General features: G+C 71.0%; 15 protein-coding genes and 1 pseudogene. 3 read left to right on the plus strand and 13 right to left on the minus strand.

The window, feature by feature from the left end:
• On the minus strand, nt 1-691 hold a 691-nt coding region (locus SSP29_RS34220), incomplete at its 3' end, for an ABC transporter permease (protein ID WP_368669275.1).
• On the minus strand, nt 691-1,710 hold the full coding sequence (locus SSP29_RS34225) for a sugar ABC transporter substrate-binding protein (RefSeq protein WP_089104784.1): 1,020 nt from the start codon (nt 1,708-1,710) through the stop codon (nt 691-693). The genes SSP29_RS34220 and SSP29_RS34225, both read right to left, overlap by 1 nt.
• A gap of 457 nt (nt 1,711-2,167) precedes the next feature.
• Between SSP29_RS34225 and SSP29_RS34230 the strand changes: the two are divergent.
• Nucleotides 2,168-2,494: pseudogene (locus SSP29_RS34230) on the plus strand (methylmalonate-semialdehyde dehydrogenase (CoA acylating)); the annotation flags it as partial.
• 40 nt (nt 2,495-2,534) lie between these two features.
• Here SSP29_RS34230 and SSP29_RS34235 read toward each other — a convergent pair.
• From SSP29_RS34235 to SSP29_RS34270, 8 genes are all read right to left on the minus strand, one after another.
• Nucleotides 2,535-3,383, minus strand: coding sequence for a sugar phosphate isomerase/epimerase family protein (locus SSP29_RS34235; RefSeq protein ID WP_089105035.1), 849 nt, complete (start codon nt 3,381-3,383; stop codon nt 2,535-2,537).
• A 169-nt stretch (nt 3,384-3,552) separates the two neighbouring features.
• Nucleotides 3,553-3,711 (minus strand): hypothetical protein, encoded by a 159-nt coding sequence (locus SSP29_RS58755; RefSeq protein ID WP_167450059.1) that lies wholly within the window; start codon nt 3,709-3,711, stop codon nt 3,553-3,555.
• A complete protein-coding gene (locus tag SSP29_RS34240) occupies nt 3,693-4,655 on the minus strand; it encodes an NAD(P)-dependent oxidoreductase (RefSeq protein ID WP_089104785.1) in 963 nt (320 codons plus the stop codon). The genes SSP29_RS58755 and SSP29_RS34240 overlap by 19 nt, the downstream gene beginning before the upstream one ends.
• 4 nt (nt 4,656-4,659) lie before the next feature.
• Nucleotides 4,660-5,877 (minus strand): Gfo/Idh/MocA family protein, encoded by a 1,218-nt coding sequence (locus SSP29_RS34245; protein ID WP_089104786.1) that lies wholly within the window; start codon nt 5,875-5,877, stop codon nt 4,660-4,662.
• 193 nt (nt 5,878-6,070) lie between these two features.
• A complete protein-coding gene (locus tag SSP29_RS34255; protein WP_089104787.1) occupies nt 6,071-6,841 on the minus strand; it encodes an HpcH/HpaI aldolase family protein in 771 nt (256 codons plus the stop codon).
• Complete coding sequence (iolD, locus tag SSP29_RS34260) at nt 6,838-8,808, minus strand: 3D-(3,5/4)-trihydroxycyclohexane-1,2-dione acylhydrolase (decyclizing) (protein ID WP_089104788.1); 1,971 nt, start codon at nt 8,806-8,808, stop codon at nt 6,838-6,840. The genes SSP29_RS34255 and iolD overlap by 4 nt, the downstream gene beginning before the upstream one ends.
• 33 nt (nt 8,809-8,841) lie before the next feature.
• Nucleotides 8,842-10,284: an aldehyde dehydrogenase family protein gene (locus SSP29_RS34265; RefSeq protein WP_150135448.1), complete on the minus strand. Its 1,443-nt coding sequence runs from the start codon at nt 10,282-10,284 to the stop codon at nt 8,842-8,844.
• A gap of 290 nt (nt 10,285-10,574) precedes the next feature.
• Nucleotides 10,575-11,888 carry a metal-dependent hydrolase family protein gene (locus SSP29_RS34270; protein ID WP_089104789.1) on the minus strand — a complete coding sequence of 438 codons (1,314 nt, stop codon included), beginning with the start codon at nt 11,886-11,888 and terminating at the stop codon, nt 10,575-10,577.
• Nucleotides 11,889-11,926: 38 nt separating this feature from the next.
• Here SSP29_RS34270 and SSP29_RS34275 point away from each other — a divergent pair, with 38 nt between their 5' ends.
• Nucleotides 11,927-13,138 (plus strand): Lrp/AsnC family transcriptional regulator, encoded by a 1,212-nt coding sequence (locus SSP29_RS34275; RefSeq protein WP_089104790.1) that lies wholly within the window; start codon nt 11,927-11,929, stop codon nt 13,136-13,138.
• Entirely contained in the window at nt 13,138-13,917 is a 780-nt protein-coding gene (locus SSP29_RS34280; RefSeq protein ID WP_089104791.1) for an alpha/beta fold hydrolase, read from the plus strand. The genes SSP29_RS34275 and SSP29_RS34280 overlap by 1 nt, the downstream gene beginning before the upstream one ends.
• Here SSP29_RS34280 and SSP29_RS34285 read toward each other — a convergent pair.
• Genes SSP29_RS34285 through SSP29_RS34295 form a run of 3 tightly spaced genes read right to left on the minus strand, consistent with a single transcriptional unit; the run spans nt 13,893 to nt 17,504 of the window.
• The gene (locus SSP29_RS34285) at nt 13,893-14,897 is read right to left on the minus strand and encodes an ABC transporter ATP-binding protein (RefSeq protein WP_089105037.1); all 1,005 of its coding nucleotides are present in this window, start codon (nt 14,895-14,897) and stop codon (nt 13,893-13,895) included. The two genes, SSP29_RS34280 and SSP29_RS34285, sit on opposite strands and share 25 nt — an antisense overlap.
• The gene (locus tag SSP29_RS34290) at nt 14,890-15,927 is read right to left on the minus strand and encodes an ABC transporter ATP-binding protein (RefSeq protein ID WP_089104792.1); all 1,038 of its coding nucleotides are present in this window, start codon (nt 15,925-15,927) and stop codon (nt 14,890-14,892) included. The genes SSP29_RS34285 and SSP29_RS34290 overlap by 8 nt, the downstream gene beginning before the upstream one ends.
• Nucleotides 15,924-17,504 (minus strand): ABC transporter substrate-binding protein, encoded by a 1,581-nt coding sequence (locus SSP29_RS34295; protein WP_245883372.1) that lies wholly within the window; start codon nt 17,502-17,504, stop codon nt 15,924-15,926. The genes SSP29_RS34290 and SSP29_RS34295 overlap by 4 nt, the downstream gene beginning before the upstream one ends.
• Between the last annotated feature and the right edge of the window lie 31 nt (nt 17,505-17,535).

Consider the following 17,535-nt stretch of genomic DNA (forward strand, 5'->3'; position numbering starts at 1 on the left):
TCCAGTTGCCGTACTTCGTGCGCAGCAGCACCCAGGTCGCGATGGCCGCGAAGAACAGCCACCAGAAGATGGTGATCTTCACCTGGACGCCGCCGATGTCGAAGGACGAGGCGAACAGCGCCTTGGCCTGGTCAAAGCCGTCCATGTTGCTGATGTCGTCGGTGGCGACGTTGCCGGTGACCAGCTTGGTCACCGCGAGGTTCACGCCCTGCAGGATCAGGAAGCTGCCCAGGGTGATGAGGAAGCTGGGCAGTCCGGTCCTGACCACCAGCCAGCCGTTGAGGAAGCCGATCCCCAGCGACACGACCAGAGCGGCGATCACACCCACCCACACGTTCATGGTCAGCTGGTAACTGAGCATGGCGGCGGTCAGCGCCGAGGTGATCACCGCGACACCCGCCGACAGGTCGAACTCCCCGCCGATCATCAGCAGGGCCACCGGCAGCGCCATGATGCCGATGGTCGACGACTGGTACAGGATGTTCGCCATCGCGCTGGCTTCCCGTACCGGCGGGGCCGAGACCAGGAAGAAGACGTATACCGCGACCGCACCGAGGAACACACCCACGTCAGGCCGGGCCAGCAGCCGGACGACCGGCGGCCGTTCAGACGTGCGACCGTCCCGTTCGCGGGCCGGCGGGGCCGGCGACGGGGAGTCCGTCGCCGGGGCCGTGGTCTGGGTCATGGTCATCACCGGGTGCCCTTCGCGGCGAACTCGGCGACCTTCTCGACATTGGACTTGTCGACGAAGGCCGGACCGGTCAGCACCGGCGCCTCACCGCCACCGCTGTAGTTTCCGTTCGTCTTGTAGAGCCACAGCGAGTCGATCGCCAGGTAGCCCTGGAGGTAGGGCTGCTGGTCGATGGCCCACTGGATCTTGCCGGACTTGATGGCGCCGACCGCGTCCTTGTTGAGGTCGAAGGTGGCGAGCTTGGCCTTGCTGCCCGCGTCGGCGATGGACTGGATCGCGGTCATCGCGAACGGGGCGCCGAGGGTCGTCACGTAGTCGATGGAGCTGTCCTGCTTGAGCTTGGCGGTGATCGTCGCCCGCACCGACGGCATGTCGGTGCCGTTCACATAGAGGATGTCGGTCTTGCCGCTGAAGGTCTTCTTCACGCCGGCGCAGCGGGCCTCCAGGGCGACCTGCCCCTGCTCCATGATCACGCAGACCGTGTGCTTGGCGCCGACCGAGTTGAGCTTGCGGCCGAAGGCCTCACCGGCGATGCTCTCGTCCTGGCCGAAGTACTCGAGCAGGCCCTGCTTCTTCCAGTCGTCCACGCCGCTGTTGAAGCCGACGACGGGGATGCCGGCCTGTTCGGCCTTGGCGACCGCCGCCTTCATGGCGTCCGGCTTGGCGAGGGTGACCGCGATGCCGTCGACCTTCTGGTCGATGGCGTTCTGGACCAGGCTGGCCTGGTTGGGGCCACTGGGGTCGGACGAGTAGATGAGCTTGACGTTGTCCTTGGCCGCGGCGGCCTCGGCACCCTTGCGGATGGTGTCCCAGAAGGTGTCACCGGGGGCGGCATGAGTGATCATCGCGACCGTCATACGAGGGGTGGAGGCCTTGCCGGCGGAGACAGCGGACCCGCTCTCCTCGGCCTGCTTGCCCCCCGAGCTGCTGGAGCATCCGGTGACGAGCAGTGCGGCCGCGGCCGCAGCTGCGACGACAGGGGCGAATCTGCGGGAGCGGGGGTGGGACGAACGGTCCATCTTTCCGGCACCTCACTGTGCGGCGGGGAAGGGAGAGGCGGTTGACCGGGCGAACGCTCCGGATCACATGCCGTTAACACGGCTGTTGCCTATGACGGAGATGGAACCGTCACGCAACCTCGGGGTCAACGCTTGTAATGACATCATTTCTCCATCAGGGCAGGATGTCAGGACAATTACTTGACGCTGGTTGCGTGAGACCTCTACACCTGAAATAGCCAGGCGTCTCAGCCTTTTCTCCGCACGCTTGCGGCGGGCGCCGGGAAGGTGCCCGCCGGACACGGGGGGTCTCGAATGGGGGAGCCCTTTTGATGCATGAACCATGAATCGAACGAGGGTCGAAATGAATGGGTGCGGAACCTGAGACCGTCGGCCGGACCGCGCCTCCCCTGCACCGCACTCAACACACGCTGCGACCACATCCGCGTCCGGCCGCCCGAAAGGAAACCCGCATCCGATGAAGCGCCTCCGCCACTGGATCAACGGCAAGCCCAGCGAGGGTTCGTCCGGCCGCTACGGGCCTGTTCACAACCCGGCCACCGGCCACCAGGAGAAGCCGGTACCCTACGCCTCGGTCGACGAGGTGGACGCCGCGGTCGCGGAGCTGATCACGGCCGAGCACGGCAAGGTGCACAGCGACGCCCTGGGCGAGGTCGCGCACGGTCTGGAGATCGTGGACCTGGCGTGCGGGATCAACGTGCAGCTGAAGGGCGAGCTGCCGACGCAGGTCGCCAGCCGGGTGGACGTCTCCTCGATCCGCCATTGGGCGAGGCTTGTTCCTGGTCGCTCAGCTCGCCGACCGGTGGCCTGCGGTTCCTGCGGGCTTACTTGAGTACCGCCACGGCAGTGCGGTACGCGGCGTCAGCAGCGTCGCGCACCGGCAGTTCCCGGTGCGCGTCCGACAGGATCTCCACGCCCCAGGGGCCGTGCCAGCCCGCCGTCCGCAGCGCGGCGATGATCCCCGGCAGGTCGAAGGAGCCCTCCCCGCACAGCCGGCGGCGCCGTACGGTGTCCTCGAAGAGGCTGCCGATGACGTCGTTGTCGGCGTCGTTGAGCTCCACGCCCACGATGCGCGAGAGCGGCACGTCCGCCAGTTCGGCCGGGGGAGTGTGGGCGCGCTCGGTGTGCCAGACGTCGATGATGAGCCCGCCCGCCGGGTGGCCGGCGGCCTCGACGAGCCGGAGTCCGTCGTGCACGGTCTTGAGGTTGGACCAGGGCAGGAACTCGATCCCGAGCCGGGCGCCCACGCCGTCGGCCTGCGCCGCCAGCGCGGCGAATTCCTTGGCCCAGACGTCGAGATCCCATGGCTGGTCCTCGACGTCGGGCCCGATCTTGAGGTGCCGTGCACCAAGTGCCTCGGCCGCCCTCAGCAGGTCCCGGCGCACCGCGTCCGACGCGGAGCGCCGGCGTCCGTCGGCCCACCAGTCGGTCAGGAGTTCCAACTCGACGTGGACGAGCCCGTTGTCCTCGAAAAGGGACCGGACGCCCGTGAGCCCGTACTCGCGCTCGGCCTCCACCAGATCCGCGTACAAAAGTCCGATGCCCTTGAAACCGGCGGCGCCGGCCGCCTCCGCCCGCGCCCGCAGGTTCAGGGGGCTGCGCTGGTCGTCACGGTCGGGAGCGGTGTCGCCCGCGGTGGTCCAGCAAGTGGCCAGCAGATCCTCAGTATCCATGTCCCGCATTCTAGTCTTCTCGGTTATTTTCTACCTGCATCGATATAACAAAGAATAAGGATTCCAAGCCGATCGAAAGGGCACCGCGCGGAATATGATTCCGAGTGCGGACGCCGGCTTTCCCTGGAATCGGATGCCCGGAGCGGAGGACCGCCCGTGCGGCAGGCGGCTATACGACGTTCCGGAGTGCTGAACGCAGATGCTCGGCGCCGGCCCAGATGTCCTCGACCGGGCCCTTCTCCTGGGGTTCTTCGGTGAAGCCGGGTACTTCGCACACGCCCCAGGAGATGGGCGCGCCGACGATCCGGTTCAGCTGTGGGGTGGGCATGCCGTGGCCTTTCGGTGGATCCAGCCGGGGTCGGCGACCGCGGCCGGTTCGCGGCCCGCGAGGACGTCCGCGACACCGCGGGCGGCGTCGACGAAGGTCAGGGTCGTCGCGCGGCGGGTCATGCCCATCAGGTGCGGGGTGAGCACGACGTCGGGATGGTCGAACAGCGGGTGGTAGAGGGCCGGTTCGGGGTCGAACACGTCCAGTCCGGCGCCCGCCAGCCGGCCCGACTCCAGGGCGGCCAGGGTGGCGTCCGGGTCGAGCAGGCCGCCCCGGCCGCAGTTGATGAGGACGGCCCCCGGTTTCACACGGGCCAGCAGCTCTTCGTTCACGAGGTGCCGGGTGCCCTCGGTGAGCGGGGCGTGCAGGGTGAGCACGTCGCTCGACTCGGCGAGTTCACCCAGGTCGGCGCAGGCGATCTCGGACGGCACCGGGCTGAACGGGTCGTAGGCGAGGATCCGCATCCCGAACACGGCGGCCAGTTCGCCGACCCGGCGGCCGATGCGGCCGTAGCCGACGATCCCGATGGTGGCGCCGTCCAGGTCGCCGACCGGTACGGTGCTCCGCTCGGACCAGCGGCCCTCCCGTACCAGGTCGGTCAGCGGTGTCAGCCGTTTGGTCAGGTGCAGGGCCATGGCGAACACGCCCTCGGCGACCGCGCGGCTGCCGCTGTCCGGCGTGATGACCACGGGTATGCCACGGTCGGAGGCCGCCGCCACATCGACCAGGTCGATGCCGACGCCGGTGCGGGCGATGACCCGAAGCCGTGGGGCCCGCCGCAGGAAGTCCGCGTCGATGTGCCGGTCGGCGCGGACGATGGCGCCCTCGGCGACCGCGAGGTCCTCGGGGGTGGGGTCGGTGACGAAGGTGACCCGCTCGCCGAGGACCGGACGCACCGTGTCGGCGTCGACGGGGCCGAGAGCCACTACGACGTGCCTGCTCATGCGATCAACTCCGCACCGGGTGGCCGAAGTTCGCGCCGGGGATCGCGGGCACCCGCTGCCAGGAACCGCTTTCCGCGGAGGCGGCGGCCGCCGCGATCACCTCGGCGACGGCGTGGGCGTCCTCGATCGTCGAGTTGTGGTGCTCGATGCCGGCCACGGCGGCGAGGAACTTCTTGGCCTCGATGACCTTCAGGTCGTCGTATCCCATGCTGTTGCCCGGGCCGGGCTGGAAGCTGGCGTAGTCGCCCATGTGGCCGTTGCCGAGCACGGTGGTGTAACCCTGGTCGGGGCCGCTGCGGCCGAGAGCGACCCGCAGTTCGTTCATGCGCTCGAAGTTCCAGGTGACCGAGCCGTCGGTGCCGTAGATCTCGAAGCCGATCCCGCACTGCGGGCCGACGATGACGCGGGACGCCTCCAGCGTGCCGACGGCTCCGTCGGCGAAGCGGACGAGGGCGGCGGTGTAGTCGTCGTTCTCGACCTCCGCCATCTCGCCGTCCTCGATCACCGCGAAGTGCGTTCCGGAACCCATGGGCAGGAGCGGTCGCTCGGTGTGGACGGTGCTGGTGAGCGCGGAGACCTCGCTGATCGGGGAGACGACGTAGCTGACGAGGTCGACCACGTGGCTCATCAGGTCGCCGAGCGCGCCGTGGCCGGCCAGGTCCCGCTTGAAACGCCAGGACAGGGCGCCCTTGGGCTCGGAGGCGTAGCCGGAGAAGAAGGTGGCGCGCACGTTGGTGACACGGCCGAGTCCGCCCTCGGCGATCAGCCGGCGGGCCCGCTCGACGGCGGGGGCGTGCCGGTAGTTGTAGCCGATGGAGGTGGCCACTCCGGCGGCGCGGGCGGCGGCGGCGACCTCTGCGGTCTCCTCGGCGCTGCGCCCGACCGGCTTCTCGATCCAGAACGGCTTGCCGGCCTTGGCGGCGGCGATGCCGATCTCGTGGTGCAGGATGTTCGGCGCGCAGATCGACACGACCTCGACGTCCGGGTCGTCGAGGACGACACGGTAGTCGGTCGAGGCCCTCTCGTAGCCGAGGACGTCACGGGCGTAGTCCGCCCGGTCCTGGACCGTGTCGGCGGCGTGCACGAGCCGGGGCCTGAGGCCCAGCTCGGGGTAGACGGAGGGCAGTACCTGGTAGGCGCGGCTGTGCAGCTTGCCCATCCAGCCGACGCTGATCAGGCCGACGCCGATCTCGCGTGCGGCGCCCGGGGTGGTGGGGGTCATCTGTGCCTCCTGAGGTCTCTAGGGCCTGTCTGACAATTCCCGTCGTCGCCCGGAGGGCGGCCTCGCGGCGTCAGGTGCGTGCTCTCGGCGTGCCGGGCGTAGGCCCTCGTACTGGACGTACTTGGGTCTGCGCCCGGTGCGGCGAGAGTGCGTGCATGGCGTCGCGAGGCAGACGGGAATTGTCAGACAGGCCCTAGGCCCGGGCTTGGTCCAGTGCGCCGGCCATGGCGGCGGCGAGCAGGGTCGAGTCGGAGCCGATGCCGATGAACGTCCAGCCCTCGGCTCGCTTGGCGGCCGCGGCCCCGCCGTCGGGAACGAGGAGCCCGCAGGCCTTGCCGTGGTCGGCGGCGGCCTTGCGGACGCGCTCAAGGGCCTCCCGGTAGACGGGCGCGCCGAACTCGCCCGGCACGCCGAGGTCGTGGCTGAGGTCACGGGGGCCGACGAAGAGGACGTCGGCGCCGTCGAGGGCCGCGATCGCCTCGACCTCCTCCAACGCCCGCGCCGACTCGATCTGGACCACACCGAGGATCTCTCCCGATCGGTCCAGAGCCGCAGGGTCGAGCCCGAAACGGCAGGCCCGGTTGTAGGTGGCCACGCCCCGATCCCCCGCGGGCGGGTACCTCAAGTGCCTCAGTGCTTCCTCGACTTCGGCCGCCGTGTCGAGGCGCGGCAGCATGACTCCGGCGACGCCCTGGTCCAGGACGCGCCCGATGCGGATACGGGCGGCGGACTCGACACGTACGACGGTCGGTACGCCGTAGGCCGCCGCGGCCGGGACGGTCGTACGGACCTGTTCCTCGCCGCCGGCGCCGTGTTCGAGGTCGAGCAGCACCCAGTCGGCCCCGGCGGCGGCGCACACCTCGGCCGAGACCGGGGAGGCGAGGCCGACGAAGGTGCCCAGGGTGGCCTCGCCGGCCGCGAGGCGGCGGCGCAGGCTGCCGAAGTCCAACGGCGAGCGATTCATCCGTACCACCTCTGGGACGCCAGACCCTCTTCGTATTCGCTGCGCAGTTGCGCGACCGCTTCCTGCTCGGACACCTCGGCCGGGGCCACGTCCCACCACACGCCCGCGCCGGGCAGGTCGGCGTGCGGGATCACGGGGACGACGAGGACGACGGGACCCTCGTGGTCACGGGTCTCGGCCAGGGCGGCGCGTACCTCGTCGGCGGTGGTGGCGCGGAGCGCGCGGGCACCCAGGCCCTCCGCCGTCCTGACGAGGTCGACCCGGAGGTAGTCGCCCTCCAGGCGGGCGGGCTTGCCGGAGCCGATCTCCAGGCTGCCGTCGCGGTAGCGGAACTCGTTGCCGAACTCCCGTCCGTTGCGGCCCATCTGGAGCCGGTGGATGACCTGGTAGCCGTGGTTCTCCGGGATCACGATCGTGACCGGGAGCTTCTCCTGCGCGGCCGTGACCAGTTCGGTGGGTGCCATCAGGAAGGTGCCGTCGCCGAGGAGGGACAGCACGCGCTTCGACGGGTCCGGCTCGGCGAAGCGGACGCCGAGCGCGGCGGGCAGTTCGTAGCCCATGCAGGAGAAGCCGAACTCCAGGTGGGCGAAGCGGCCTTCGGTGGCGTCCCACACCTTCTGCAGGTCGCCGGGCGGACCGCCGGCGGCGGCGATGATGGTGTCGCCGGCCTGCGCGTGCTCCTGGAGCAGGCCGATCAGCTGGCCCTGGGTGAGGACCGCGTCGGTGTCGCGTACGACGTCGGAGTCGTCGGGCAGTGACGCGAGGTCGAAGGGCGAGTCCGGGTCGAGCGCGGCGGCGCGCTGCCGCTGCCACTGCTCGTCGAGGGCGCGCACCTTCTCCTGCCAGGCGGCGGACGTGCTGGTGCCGTCCGTGCGTACGGCGTCGGCCAGCGCGGCCAGGGCTCGCTTGGCGTCGGCCACGATGCCGGTCGCACCCAGGCGGCCCGCGTCGTGCACGTTGACGTTGATGCTCGCGAACCGCACGTCCGGGTTCTCGAAGACGGAGTGCGAGGCGGTGGCGAAGTCCGTCAGCCGGGAGCCCACGGTGAGGACGAAGTCGGCTTCCCGGGCGAGGGTGTTGACGGCCGGGGTGCCCTCCAGGCCGATGCCGCCGAGCTGCCACCAGGCGCGGCGCTGTACCGCGCCCTTGCCGGCGAACGTCTCCGCGACGGGGATCCCCGCCGCCTCGGCCAGCGTCTCCAGCTCCTCGCCGGCACCGGAGTACACGACCCCGCCGCCGGCGATGATCAGCGGCTTCTCGGCCTCGGCGAGCAGGCGTGCCACCGTCGCGACCTCGTCGGCGTCCGGCGCCGGGCGGCGGATCGGCCAGTCGCGCTCGGCGAAGAACTCCGCCGGGTAGTCGTAGGCGTGCGACTGGATGTCCTGGGGGAGGGAGACGACCACCGCTCCGGTGTCCACGTCGGTGAGCGCGCGCATCGCGGCGGGCAGTGCGGTCAGCAGCTGCTCGGGCCGGGTGATGCGGTCGAAGAAGCGGGAGACGGGACGGAACGCGTCGTTGACCGAGGTGTCGGCCTCGATGGGGTGCTGCAACTGCTGGAGTACGGGGCCCTGGTGGCGGGTCGCGTAGGTGTCGCCCGGCAGCAGCAGGACGGGCAGCCGGTTGACGGTGGCGAGGCCCGCGCCGGTCACCATGTTCAGGGCACCCGGGCCGATGGAGGCGGTGACGGCGAGCGTGGCGTGCCTGCGCGTCGCCTTGCCGTAGGCGGTGGCGATGTGGACGAGTGCCTGCTCGTTGCGGCCCTGGACGAAGGGGAGCTGGTCGCTGAGCTGGTCGAGGGCCTGGCCGAGTCCGGCCACGTTGCCGTGGCCGAAGATGCCGAGGGCGGCGGGTATGAGGCGGCGGCGGTGGCCGTCGGCCACCGAGTACTGCCGCGAGAGGTAGGTGACGACGGCCTGGGCGACGGTGAGGCGTACCGTGCGCGGTGGCTGTGGCGTCCGGTCAGTCATGGGTCGGCTCCTGACAAGAGGTAAGGGGCAGGGTCACCAGGGACGGCCGTGCAGCACGATGGTCTTGACCTCGGTCATCTCGCTGACGGCGGCGCGGGGGCCCTCCTTGCCGTAGCCGCTGCCCTTCAGGCCGCCGTACGGCATCAGGTCGGCGCGCCACAGCGGCGTCCAGTTGATGTGGACGGAACCGGCGTCGATCTCCCGGACGGCGCGGACCGCTCCGGCGACGTCGGAGGTGAAGATGCCGGCGCCGAGGCCGTACGCGGTGCCGTTGGCCTGCGCGATGGCGGACTCCCAGTTGGCGGCCGAGCTGACGGCGACCGCGGGGCCGAACAACTCCTGCTGGCTGAACGGGGATTGGGGGTCGACGTCGGCGACGACGGCGGGCTGTACCACTGCTCCGTCGCGCGCGCCGCCGGTCAGGACCCGCGCACCGTCCACGGCTGCCTGGGCGATGGCCCGCTCGACGCGCTCCGCCTCCGCGGTGGTGATGAGCGCGCCCATCGTGGTGTCGGGGGAGGAGGGGTCGCCGGTGCGGATGGCCTCGACCTTGGGGACGAGGGCGTCCAGGAAGTCACCGGTGACGGCGGGGTGAGTGATCACCCGCTGGACGGAGATGCAGACCTGTCCGGCGTTGACGTACCCGCCGAGGGCGACGGCGCTGGCCGCGGCCTCGATGTCGGCGTCCGGCAGCACCACGACCGGGCAGGAGGCGCCCAGCTCCAGGGACAGCTTCTTCACCCCGGCCACGCGGGAGATGTGCTCGCCGGTGGCGGTCGAGCCGGTGAAGGAGATCTTCCGGACGCGCGGGTCGGTGACGAGCGCGTCGCCGAGGACCGAGCCCGAGCCGACGAGCACGGAGAGCACACCTTCCGGCAGGCCCGCGTCCACGAAGCACTCGGCGAGTTCCAGGGCGGTCAGCGGGGTGCTGGTGGCCGGCTTCAGGATGACCGCGTTACCGGCCGCCAGGGCCGGGGCGAGCTTGTGCAGGACCAGCAGCGCCGGGTAGTTGAACGGCGTGATGGCCACGACGATGCCGCAGGGCTGGCGCAGGGTGAAGCCGATCTTGTCCTGGCCCGTGCCGCGGTTGGCGTCGAGCGGCAGGGTCTCGCCGTAGAGCTGCGTGCCCTCGAAGGCGGCGAGCCGGATCAGGTCGCCGGAGCGGGACGCCTCGGCGGTGGCCTCGGTGATGGTCTTGCCGGACTCCGCGCTGATGGTCTGCGCGGTCTTCGGGGCCCGCTCGTCGGCGAGTTCCGCGGCGCGCAGCAGGATGCGCATCCGCTCGTGGGCGGGCGTACGGCGCCAGACCGCCGCCCCGCGCTCCGCCGCCGCGAGGGCGGCCTCGACGTCCTCGGTTCCGGCGAGGGCCACCGTGCCCACGGTCGAACCGTCGAACGGTGAGGAGATCTCTCGGGTCTGCCCGGTACCCCGGGCTACCTGCCACCGGCTGCCGATCAGCAACTCCACGGGCGCCATCGCCCTCTCCCTTCAGGAGATCGTCAGAGCACGGCCGTGCGGGACATGTCACGCGGGTCCCACAGGCCAACGGCCAGGCCGTTTACGTGCTCGCAACGCTAGGGCGATGCCAAGGAATTACTGAAGCCCTCGAATAAATCATTTGTCCATCATCGGTGCCGTCTTTTCTCCATCATCGTGAGTGGCTTGAGACCCCGGGGGGGTCTGCTCATCGGAACGGAGCGGTTCGGCGGAGCTCGGGTCGTCCCTATGCTCCCGGCATGAGTGACGGTCTGGCGCGGTGGCGGAGCTCAGCGGGCCTCCGCAGCGCTCGCTCCGGTCGTTCCGACGGGCTCGGGCGTGGGCAGGAGGTCCTTGCGCACGACGCCGTCCTGGACCACGCACACGATGTTCGCGGGATCCCCGAGTACGCCGATGTCCGCGAGCGGGTCGCCGTCGCACAGGACCAGGTCGGCGGTCTTGCCCGCCGTGAGCGTACCGAGACTGTCGGCGAGGCCCAGGAGTTCGGCCGAGGTGCGGGTGCCCGCGACGATCGCGGCCATGGGATCCATGCCCAGGTCCACGAGGTGGCCGAGTTCCCTCAGGTTCCGGCCGTGCGGGCAGACGGCGGCGTCGGTGCCGAGCGCGATCCGGGCGCCCTGCTCGATGGCGCGGGCGATGTTCTCCTTGGTGACGCCCGACCAGCGGACCTTCTTGCGGTAGTGGTGCTCCGGCATCGCGTCCTTGTCGATACCGCCGAAGACCGTCGACAGCGTCGGCACGATGAAGACGCCCCGTTCGCCCGCCAGCTCCAGCGCCTGGGCGTCCAGGCCGTAGCCGTGCTCGATGCTGGTGACCCCGCCGCGGATCGCGTTCAGGATGCCCGCGGTGCCCTGGGCGTGGGCGGCGACCGGCTTGCCGCCGTGGCGCCGGCACTCGTCCACGACCGCGCGGATCTCCTCCTCCAGCAGGCCCTCGTCCTCGGGCTGGTCGTAGGGGCTGGCCATGCCACCGGTGGCGCAGATCTTGATCAGGTCCGCGCCGGCGCGCAGCGTTCTGCGCACGGCGAGCCGCGACTCGTCCACGGTGTCGGCGAGTTCGGCCATCTCGCCGCCGGTGAGGTCGGTGCCGTCGAGCAGCCGGAAGTCGGCATGGCCGCCGGTGTGACTGATGATCCGTACGGCCGTGTGCAGCCGGGGGCCGGGGATGCGGCCGGTCTCGACGGCGGTCCGGTAGCCGGTGGAGAGGCCGCCCAGGTCGCGGGCGGTGGTGACGCCCGCGTCGAGCGTCTGCCGCAGCCGGGTGGCGGTGTCGTAGGTGACCAGGACCGGGTCGAGCTCGGCACGGCGGCCGGGCGGCGAACCGTACGCGTAGGCCAGGTGGGTGTGGCAGTCGAAGAAGCCGGGGAGCACGGTACGGCCCCCGGCGTCGATGACACGCAGCGCCGAGGCGTCCCCGGTGGCCGGCGGGGCCAGGGCAGCGGGGCCGGCGTAGGTGAGGACTCCGGCCGCGTCGGCGACCACGACGGCGTCGTCCACCGGGAGGGCGCCGGTGCCGTCGACGAGGCGGGCGTTCTCGACCCGCAGCGCGGTTCTGGAGGTCTGGTACGTCGTGGCTTCGGTCATGGAGATCGCAGCACTCCTCGATATCAGGAACAGGCGAAATGGAGTGTGGAATGAACAAGAGCGCCTCGTGCCGTGGTGCAGCTTCGCGTGGGGATTCCACGGAGACACGCAGGAATACGCCGGTCCGGAAAGCGCAGGATTCCACCGCGGAAAACCTTGATGAGCTGGACCTCCGTGTCGTGCACGCGCTCCAGGTCCATCCGCGGGCCCCGTGGACGCTGGTGGGTGACGTGCTGGCGGTCAACCCGGTGACGGCGGCCCGGCGCTGGCGGCGGCTTCGGGACGCGGGCCTGGCCTGGGTGACCGCCTATCCCCGGCTGTCCGACTACCGCATCGTGGTGACCGGCATCATCGAGGTCGACACCGAGCCCGGCCGGGCTCAGGAGGTCGCCCAGGCCCTCGCCGCGGAGCACTCGGTGGCGAACGTCAAACTCACCGCGGGCGGCCGCGATCTGATGGCCACCGTGCAGGCCACGGACCTCAACGAACTCGCCCGCCTCACCACCCAGCTGTTCCAGCGGACGCCGGGGGTCCGGGCGACCCGGACACACGTCTCCACCGGCGTGCCCACCGAGGGCAGCCGCTGGCGACTGCGCGAACTGGACGACGCGCAGTGCGCCCGCCTGGAGGCCGGCCGCCTCTCGGACGTCCCGCAGGATCAGCGGGCGACCACCGTGCCGGCCTGGGATCCGCTGGACGCACAGCTGCTGGAACTTCTCAGCACGGACGGCCGGATGTCCATCTGCGACCTCGCGGATGCCACCGGCGGCGGTGCCACCACGGTGCGCCGCCGGCTCCAGTCGCTGCTCGCCTCCCGGGTGAGCCTGCGCTGCGACCTGGCCAGGCCGCTGTCCGGTTGGCCGTTGTCCGCCGTGTACTTCGCGTCCGTGCCCGCCCAGTATCTGGAGGAGACCGGCCGGGTCCTGTCCGGCGTACGGGAGGTCCGGTCCTGCGCGATCACCACCGGTCCGCACAACCTGGTGATCGACGTCTGGCTGCGCACGCTCGCCGATGTGCACACCTTCGAGGTCCACCTCGCACGGCGGCTGCCGCGGCTGCGGATCGACGACCGTTCGGTGGTCCTCAGCACGATCAAGCACATGGGGCGACTGCTGGACCGGGACGGCCACTGCGTGGGCGTCGTACCGTTGCGGCACCCGCAGGAGACCCAGCAGGCGCCGGAGACCGCGGTGTCCCCGTACAGCGGCTTCGGCAGCCTGGACGGCTTCGCCAGGGTGCAGGAGCGGTGATGCGTTCCCTGTACGTTCCCTCGGCCGACGCTCAGGTGCGCTGGACCGACATCCCGGGCGAGGGCGCCCCGCATGTGTACCTGCACGGGCTGGGGTCCGCCGGTTCCGCGGACTTCCCGGGCGTCGCCACGCATCCGGGTCTGGCCGGGCGGCGGGCGATCCTCGTCGACCTGTTCGGGCACGGCTACAGCGACCGCCCGGAGACGTTCCCGGGCACGCTGGAGGCGCATGCGGAGACCGTCGCGGCCGTCCTCGACCACTGTGCGGTCCGGGGCGCGGTGCTCGTCGGGCACTCGATGGGCGGCGCGGTGGCGATCGTACTGGCCGCCCGGCGGCCGGAGTTGTGTTCACGGGTGGTCGCGGCCGAGCCCAACCTGCTGGCCGGCGGCGGGCTCTACAGCCGCGCCATCGCCGCCCAGCCGGAGCGGGACTTCGTCGGCCATGGCTTCCGGGCCCTGCTGGCCGGCCTGGCACCCGAGTACGCGGCCCGCATGCGGACGGCGGATCCGGCGATCGTGCACCGCAGCGCCGTCGGCCTGGTGCGGGGCACGACTCCGGGAGTGGCGGAGCTGTTCCACGGCCTGCCGCAGCCGCGAGTCCTGATCGTCGGTGCCCGCAGTCGGCCGTATCCGGGCGAGGACGGGGTGCGGCGGGCCGGTATCCCGGTCGTGGAGGTGCCCGACGCCGACCATCACATGGTGACAGACGACGTCCCGGGCTTCGTGGCGGCGCTGCTGCGGGCGCTGCCGTCCGATCACCCGGCCTCGCCCGGCTTGTGACAGGCCGTCAGGTGGCCGGGGGCCTGCTCGACGAGCGCGGGCCGCTCGGCACGGCAGCGGTCGTCGGCGAGCCAGCAGCGGGAGGAGAAGGGGCAGCCGGCCGGAACGTCCGTCGGTGACGGCAGTTCGCCCTTCAGCTCGATCCGCCCGCCCGTGCCGGAGCTGTCGCCCGGTTCCAGGACGGAGGACAGCAGCGCCCGGGAGTAGGGGTGCTGCGGGGCCTCGAACAGCCTCCGCGACGGGGCGAGTTCGACGATCGAGCCGAGGTACATCACGGCGACCCGGCTGCTGAGGTGGCGGACCACGCCGAGGTTGTGCGAGATGAACAGGTAGGCGATGCGGTCCTGTTGCTGGATGTCCTGGAGGAGGTTGAGGATCTGCGCCTGGATGGAGACGTCCAGGGCGGAGGTCGGCTCGTCGAGGACGATCACGGCGGGCTGCGGGGCCAACGCACGGGCGAGGGCTAGGCGTTGGCGCTGGCCGCCGGAGAACTCGTGCGGGTAGCGGACGGCGGCCGTACGGTCCAGACCGACCTCCTCCAGCACCCGCGCCAGCCGGTCCCGCCGGTCGGCGCGCGGCACCCGCCGTGCCCGCAGCGGCTCCTCGATGCTCGCGCCCACGGGCAGCCGGGGGTTGAGCGAGCTGTTGGGGTCTTGGAACACCATCTGCACCGCACGGCGGAAGGCCTTGAGGTCGGTGCCGTCCGGCCGGTGGGTCATGTCCCGGCCCTCGAACCGCACGGCCCCCTGCGTGGGCCGGTACAGCCGGGTCGCGATCCGGCCGAGGGTGCTCTTGCCGCAGCCGGACTCGCCGACCAGGCCCACGGTCTCGCCGCGGCCCAGGGTGAGCGAGACGTCGTCCACCGCGCGGACGCCCGAACGGCCGGGTCCGTGCCCAAAGGTGTGGCCGACTCCCGCGAGTTCCAGCAGCGGCGGCCTGGTGTCGCCGTCCGTCCTCACCTCGACCGGCGTCTCATTCATCGCCGTCACCCTTCGTCGTCGTCTCTTTCTCCGGCTCGCGCCAGCAGCGCGACGTCCGCCCGGCGCCGACCTCGCGCAGCGGCTGCGGGGCGGTGCAGGCCTCCGCGACGCTCGGGCAGCGGGACGCGAAGCGGCAGCCGGGGCGGCGGCGGTCGTCGTCCGTGAGCTGGCCGCGGATCGCGGTGAGCCGGCCGCCGTCGGCGTCCCGCATCCGCGGCACCGCCGCGAGCAGCGCGCGGGTGTACGGGTGCCGGGGCGCGGTCAGCACCTGGCCGGTCGTGCCGGACTCGACGACCTGGCCGGCGTACATCACCTGCACCCGGTCGCACATGGCGGTGATGACGCCGAGGTCGTGCGAGATGAGCAACATGCCCATGCCGTGCTCCTGTTGCAGCGAGCGCAGCAGGTGCAGGATCTCGGCCTGCACGGTGACGTCCAGCGCGGTCGTCGGTTCGTCGGCCAGCAGCAGCTGCGGGTTACCCGCCATCGCGATGGCGATGACGACGCGCTGCCGCATACCGCCGGAGAGTTCGTGCGGGAACTGCCGTGCCCTGCGCTCCGGCGAGGGGATCTCCACCGCGTGCAGCAGCTCCACGGCCCGGTCCCGGGCCTCCTGCCGGTTCGCCCGGCCGTGGATCCGCAGCACCTCGGCCACCTGGGCGCCGATCCGCATGCACGGGTTGAGCGAGGTCATGGGCTCCTGGAAGACCATGGCCACCCGGTCGCCGCGCAGGCTTTCGAGAGCGCGGGGCCCGCTGCTCAGCAGGTCGGTGCCACAGGCTTCCAGCCGGTCGGCGCCGACCGAGGCGCCGGGACCGAGCAGGCCCATCGCGGCGAGGGCGACGCTGGACTTGCCGCAGCCGCTCTCGCCGATCAGGCCGACCACCTCACCGCGTTCCACGCGGAGGTCCACGCCGGAGACGACCTCCGAGCCGCCGAAGCCGATGCGCAGCCCGGAGGTGTCGAGGACCCGGCCCCCGGCGCCGGCCGCGGTGGCGGCCGGCGCGGTGGTCGGTGCACCGGCCGTCACGAGGCCAGCCAGGTGCTCTTGAGTTCGAGACGGGTGGCCGTGGCGTCCGGCCGGTAGCCGCCCACCTTGTCGGTCCAGGCCTCGCCGCGTACCGCCTTGGCGTAGGGCACCATCAGGTAGCACTGGTCGGCGATGTACTGGGCGAGCTGGTGGTAGAGGGTGACCCGCTTGCTGTCGTCACTCTCGCTCGCCGCGGCCGCCATCTGGTCCCACAGGTGCTGGTCCTTGACCTTGGTGGCCGGGCTGCCCTTGGCGAACCAGAGGCTGACGTACTGGCTCGGGTCGGCGTTGAGCACGCTCGTCATCATGATCATGTTGCTGTAGTCGCTGGACAGCACGCGCGGGACGACCGTGGCGAACGGGATCAGCTTGAGGTTGAGGGTGATGCCGACCTGGGCCAGCTGGGCCTTCATCAGCTCCATGGCGGAGATGTCGGGGCCGTAGGCCGGGTCGCTGGGCGCGACCAGTTCGAGGCTGACCTTGGTCTGGCCGGCGGCCCGGAGCAGTTCCCTGGCCTTGGCCTGGTTCTGCGCGTACACGGTGTCGGCGGAGGTCGGGGTGGTGCCGTACGGGTCCTGGGGCGGGATGACATAGCCGAGGGTGGCGGAGTCGCCGCCGCCGAGGGTCTTGATCAGTGCCTGGCGGTCGACGGCGAGGTTGAACGCCTGCCGTACCCGCTTGTCAGCAAGGGGCCCGCTCAGCGTGTTCATGTTGATCCAGACGCTGGAGACGAGCGGCCCGTTGGCCTCGGTGATGCCGGCCGTCTTCTTGAGGTCGTCCACCAGCCGCAGGTCGCGGAAGGCCATCAGCTGGACGGCGCCCGAGCGCAGGGAGGCCACCCGCGAGGTCTCGTCGGGGATGAGCCGGTAGGTGACGGAGGAGAGGTAGGGCTTCGGCTTCTGCCAGTAGCCGGTGTGGGCGGCGAGCTGGATGGAGACGCCCTTGGTCCACTTCGTGAGCTTGAAGGGCCCGGTGCCGTTCTCCGCCGTCTTGATCTGGTCCTCGGTGCGGGCCGTGGTCCACTTCTTGCTCATGATGGCGCCGCTCCAGGGGCGGGCCAGGAAGTGGTAGAGGGACGGCTGCGGGGCGCTGAGCTTGACCTCCACGGTGGTGGCGTCCACCGCGGTGACCTTCTTGATCTTGTACTGCTGGGTGAACGGCGACTTGATGGCGGGGTCCATCAGCCGTTCCAGGCTGAAGATGACGTCGTCGGTGGTGAGTTTGCTGCCGTCGTGGAAGGTCACGCCGTCGCGGAGGGTGAAGCGGTGGGTGGTGGCGTCGACCTGCCGGTAGCTCTTGGCCAGGCCGGGCTGCACCTGGCCCTTGTCGTCCAGGCTGAGCAGACCCTCGTAGAACTGGGAGATGATCTGCTGGTCGTTGTACGCCTGCGCCACCTGCGGGTCGAAGCCCGTGGTCGGCTCGGCGTCGAGGCCGATGGTGAGGGAACCGCCGCTGACGGGCTTGCCGTTGCTCTTGCCGGCCGTCGTCGCCGTGCCGCCGCACCCCGAGAGGAGAGCCGCGGCCAGCGTGCCGCCGCCGAGCGCGAGGGTGGTTCTGCGGGTGTACCCGTGGTTCATGATCATGACCGCCTGTGCCTGAGGGTTGGGT

Source organism: Streptomyces hyaluromycini, from assembly GCF_002217755.1.
GTDB classification, from domain to species: domain Bacteria; phylum Actinomycetota; class Actinomycetes; order Streptomycetales; family Streptomycetaceae; genus Streptomyces; species Streptomyces hyaluromycini.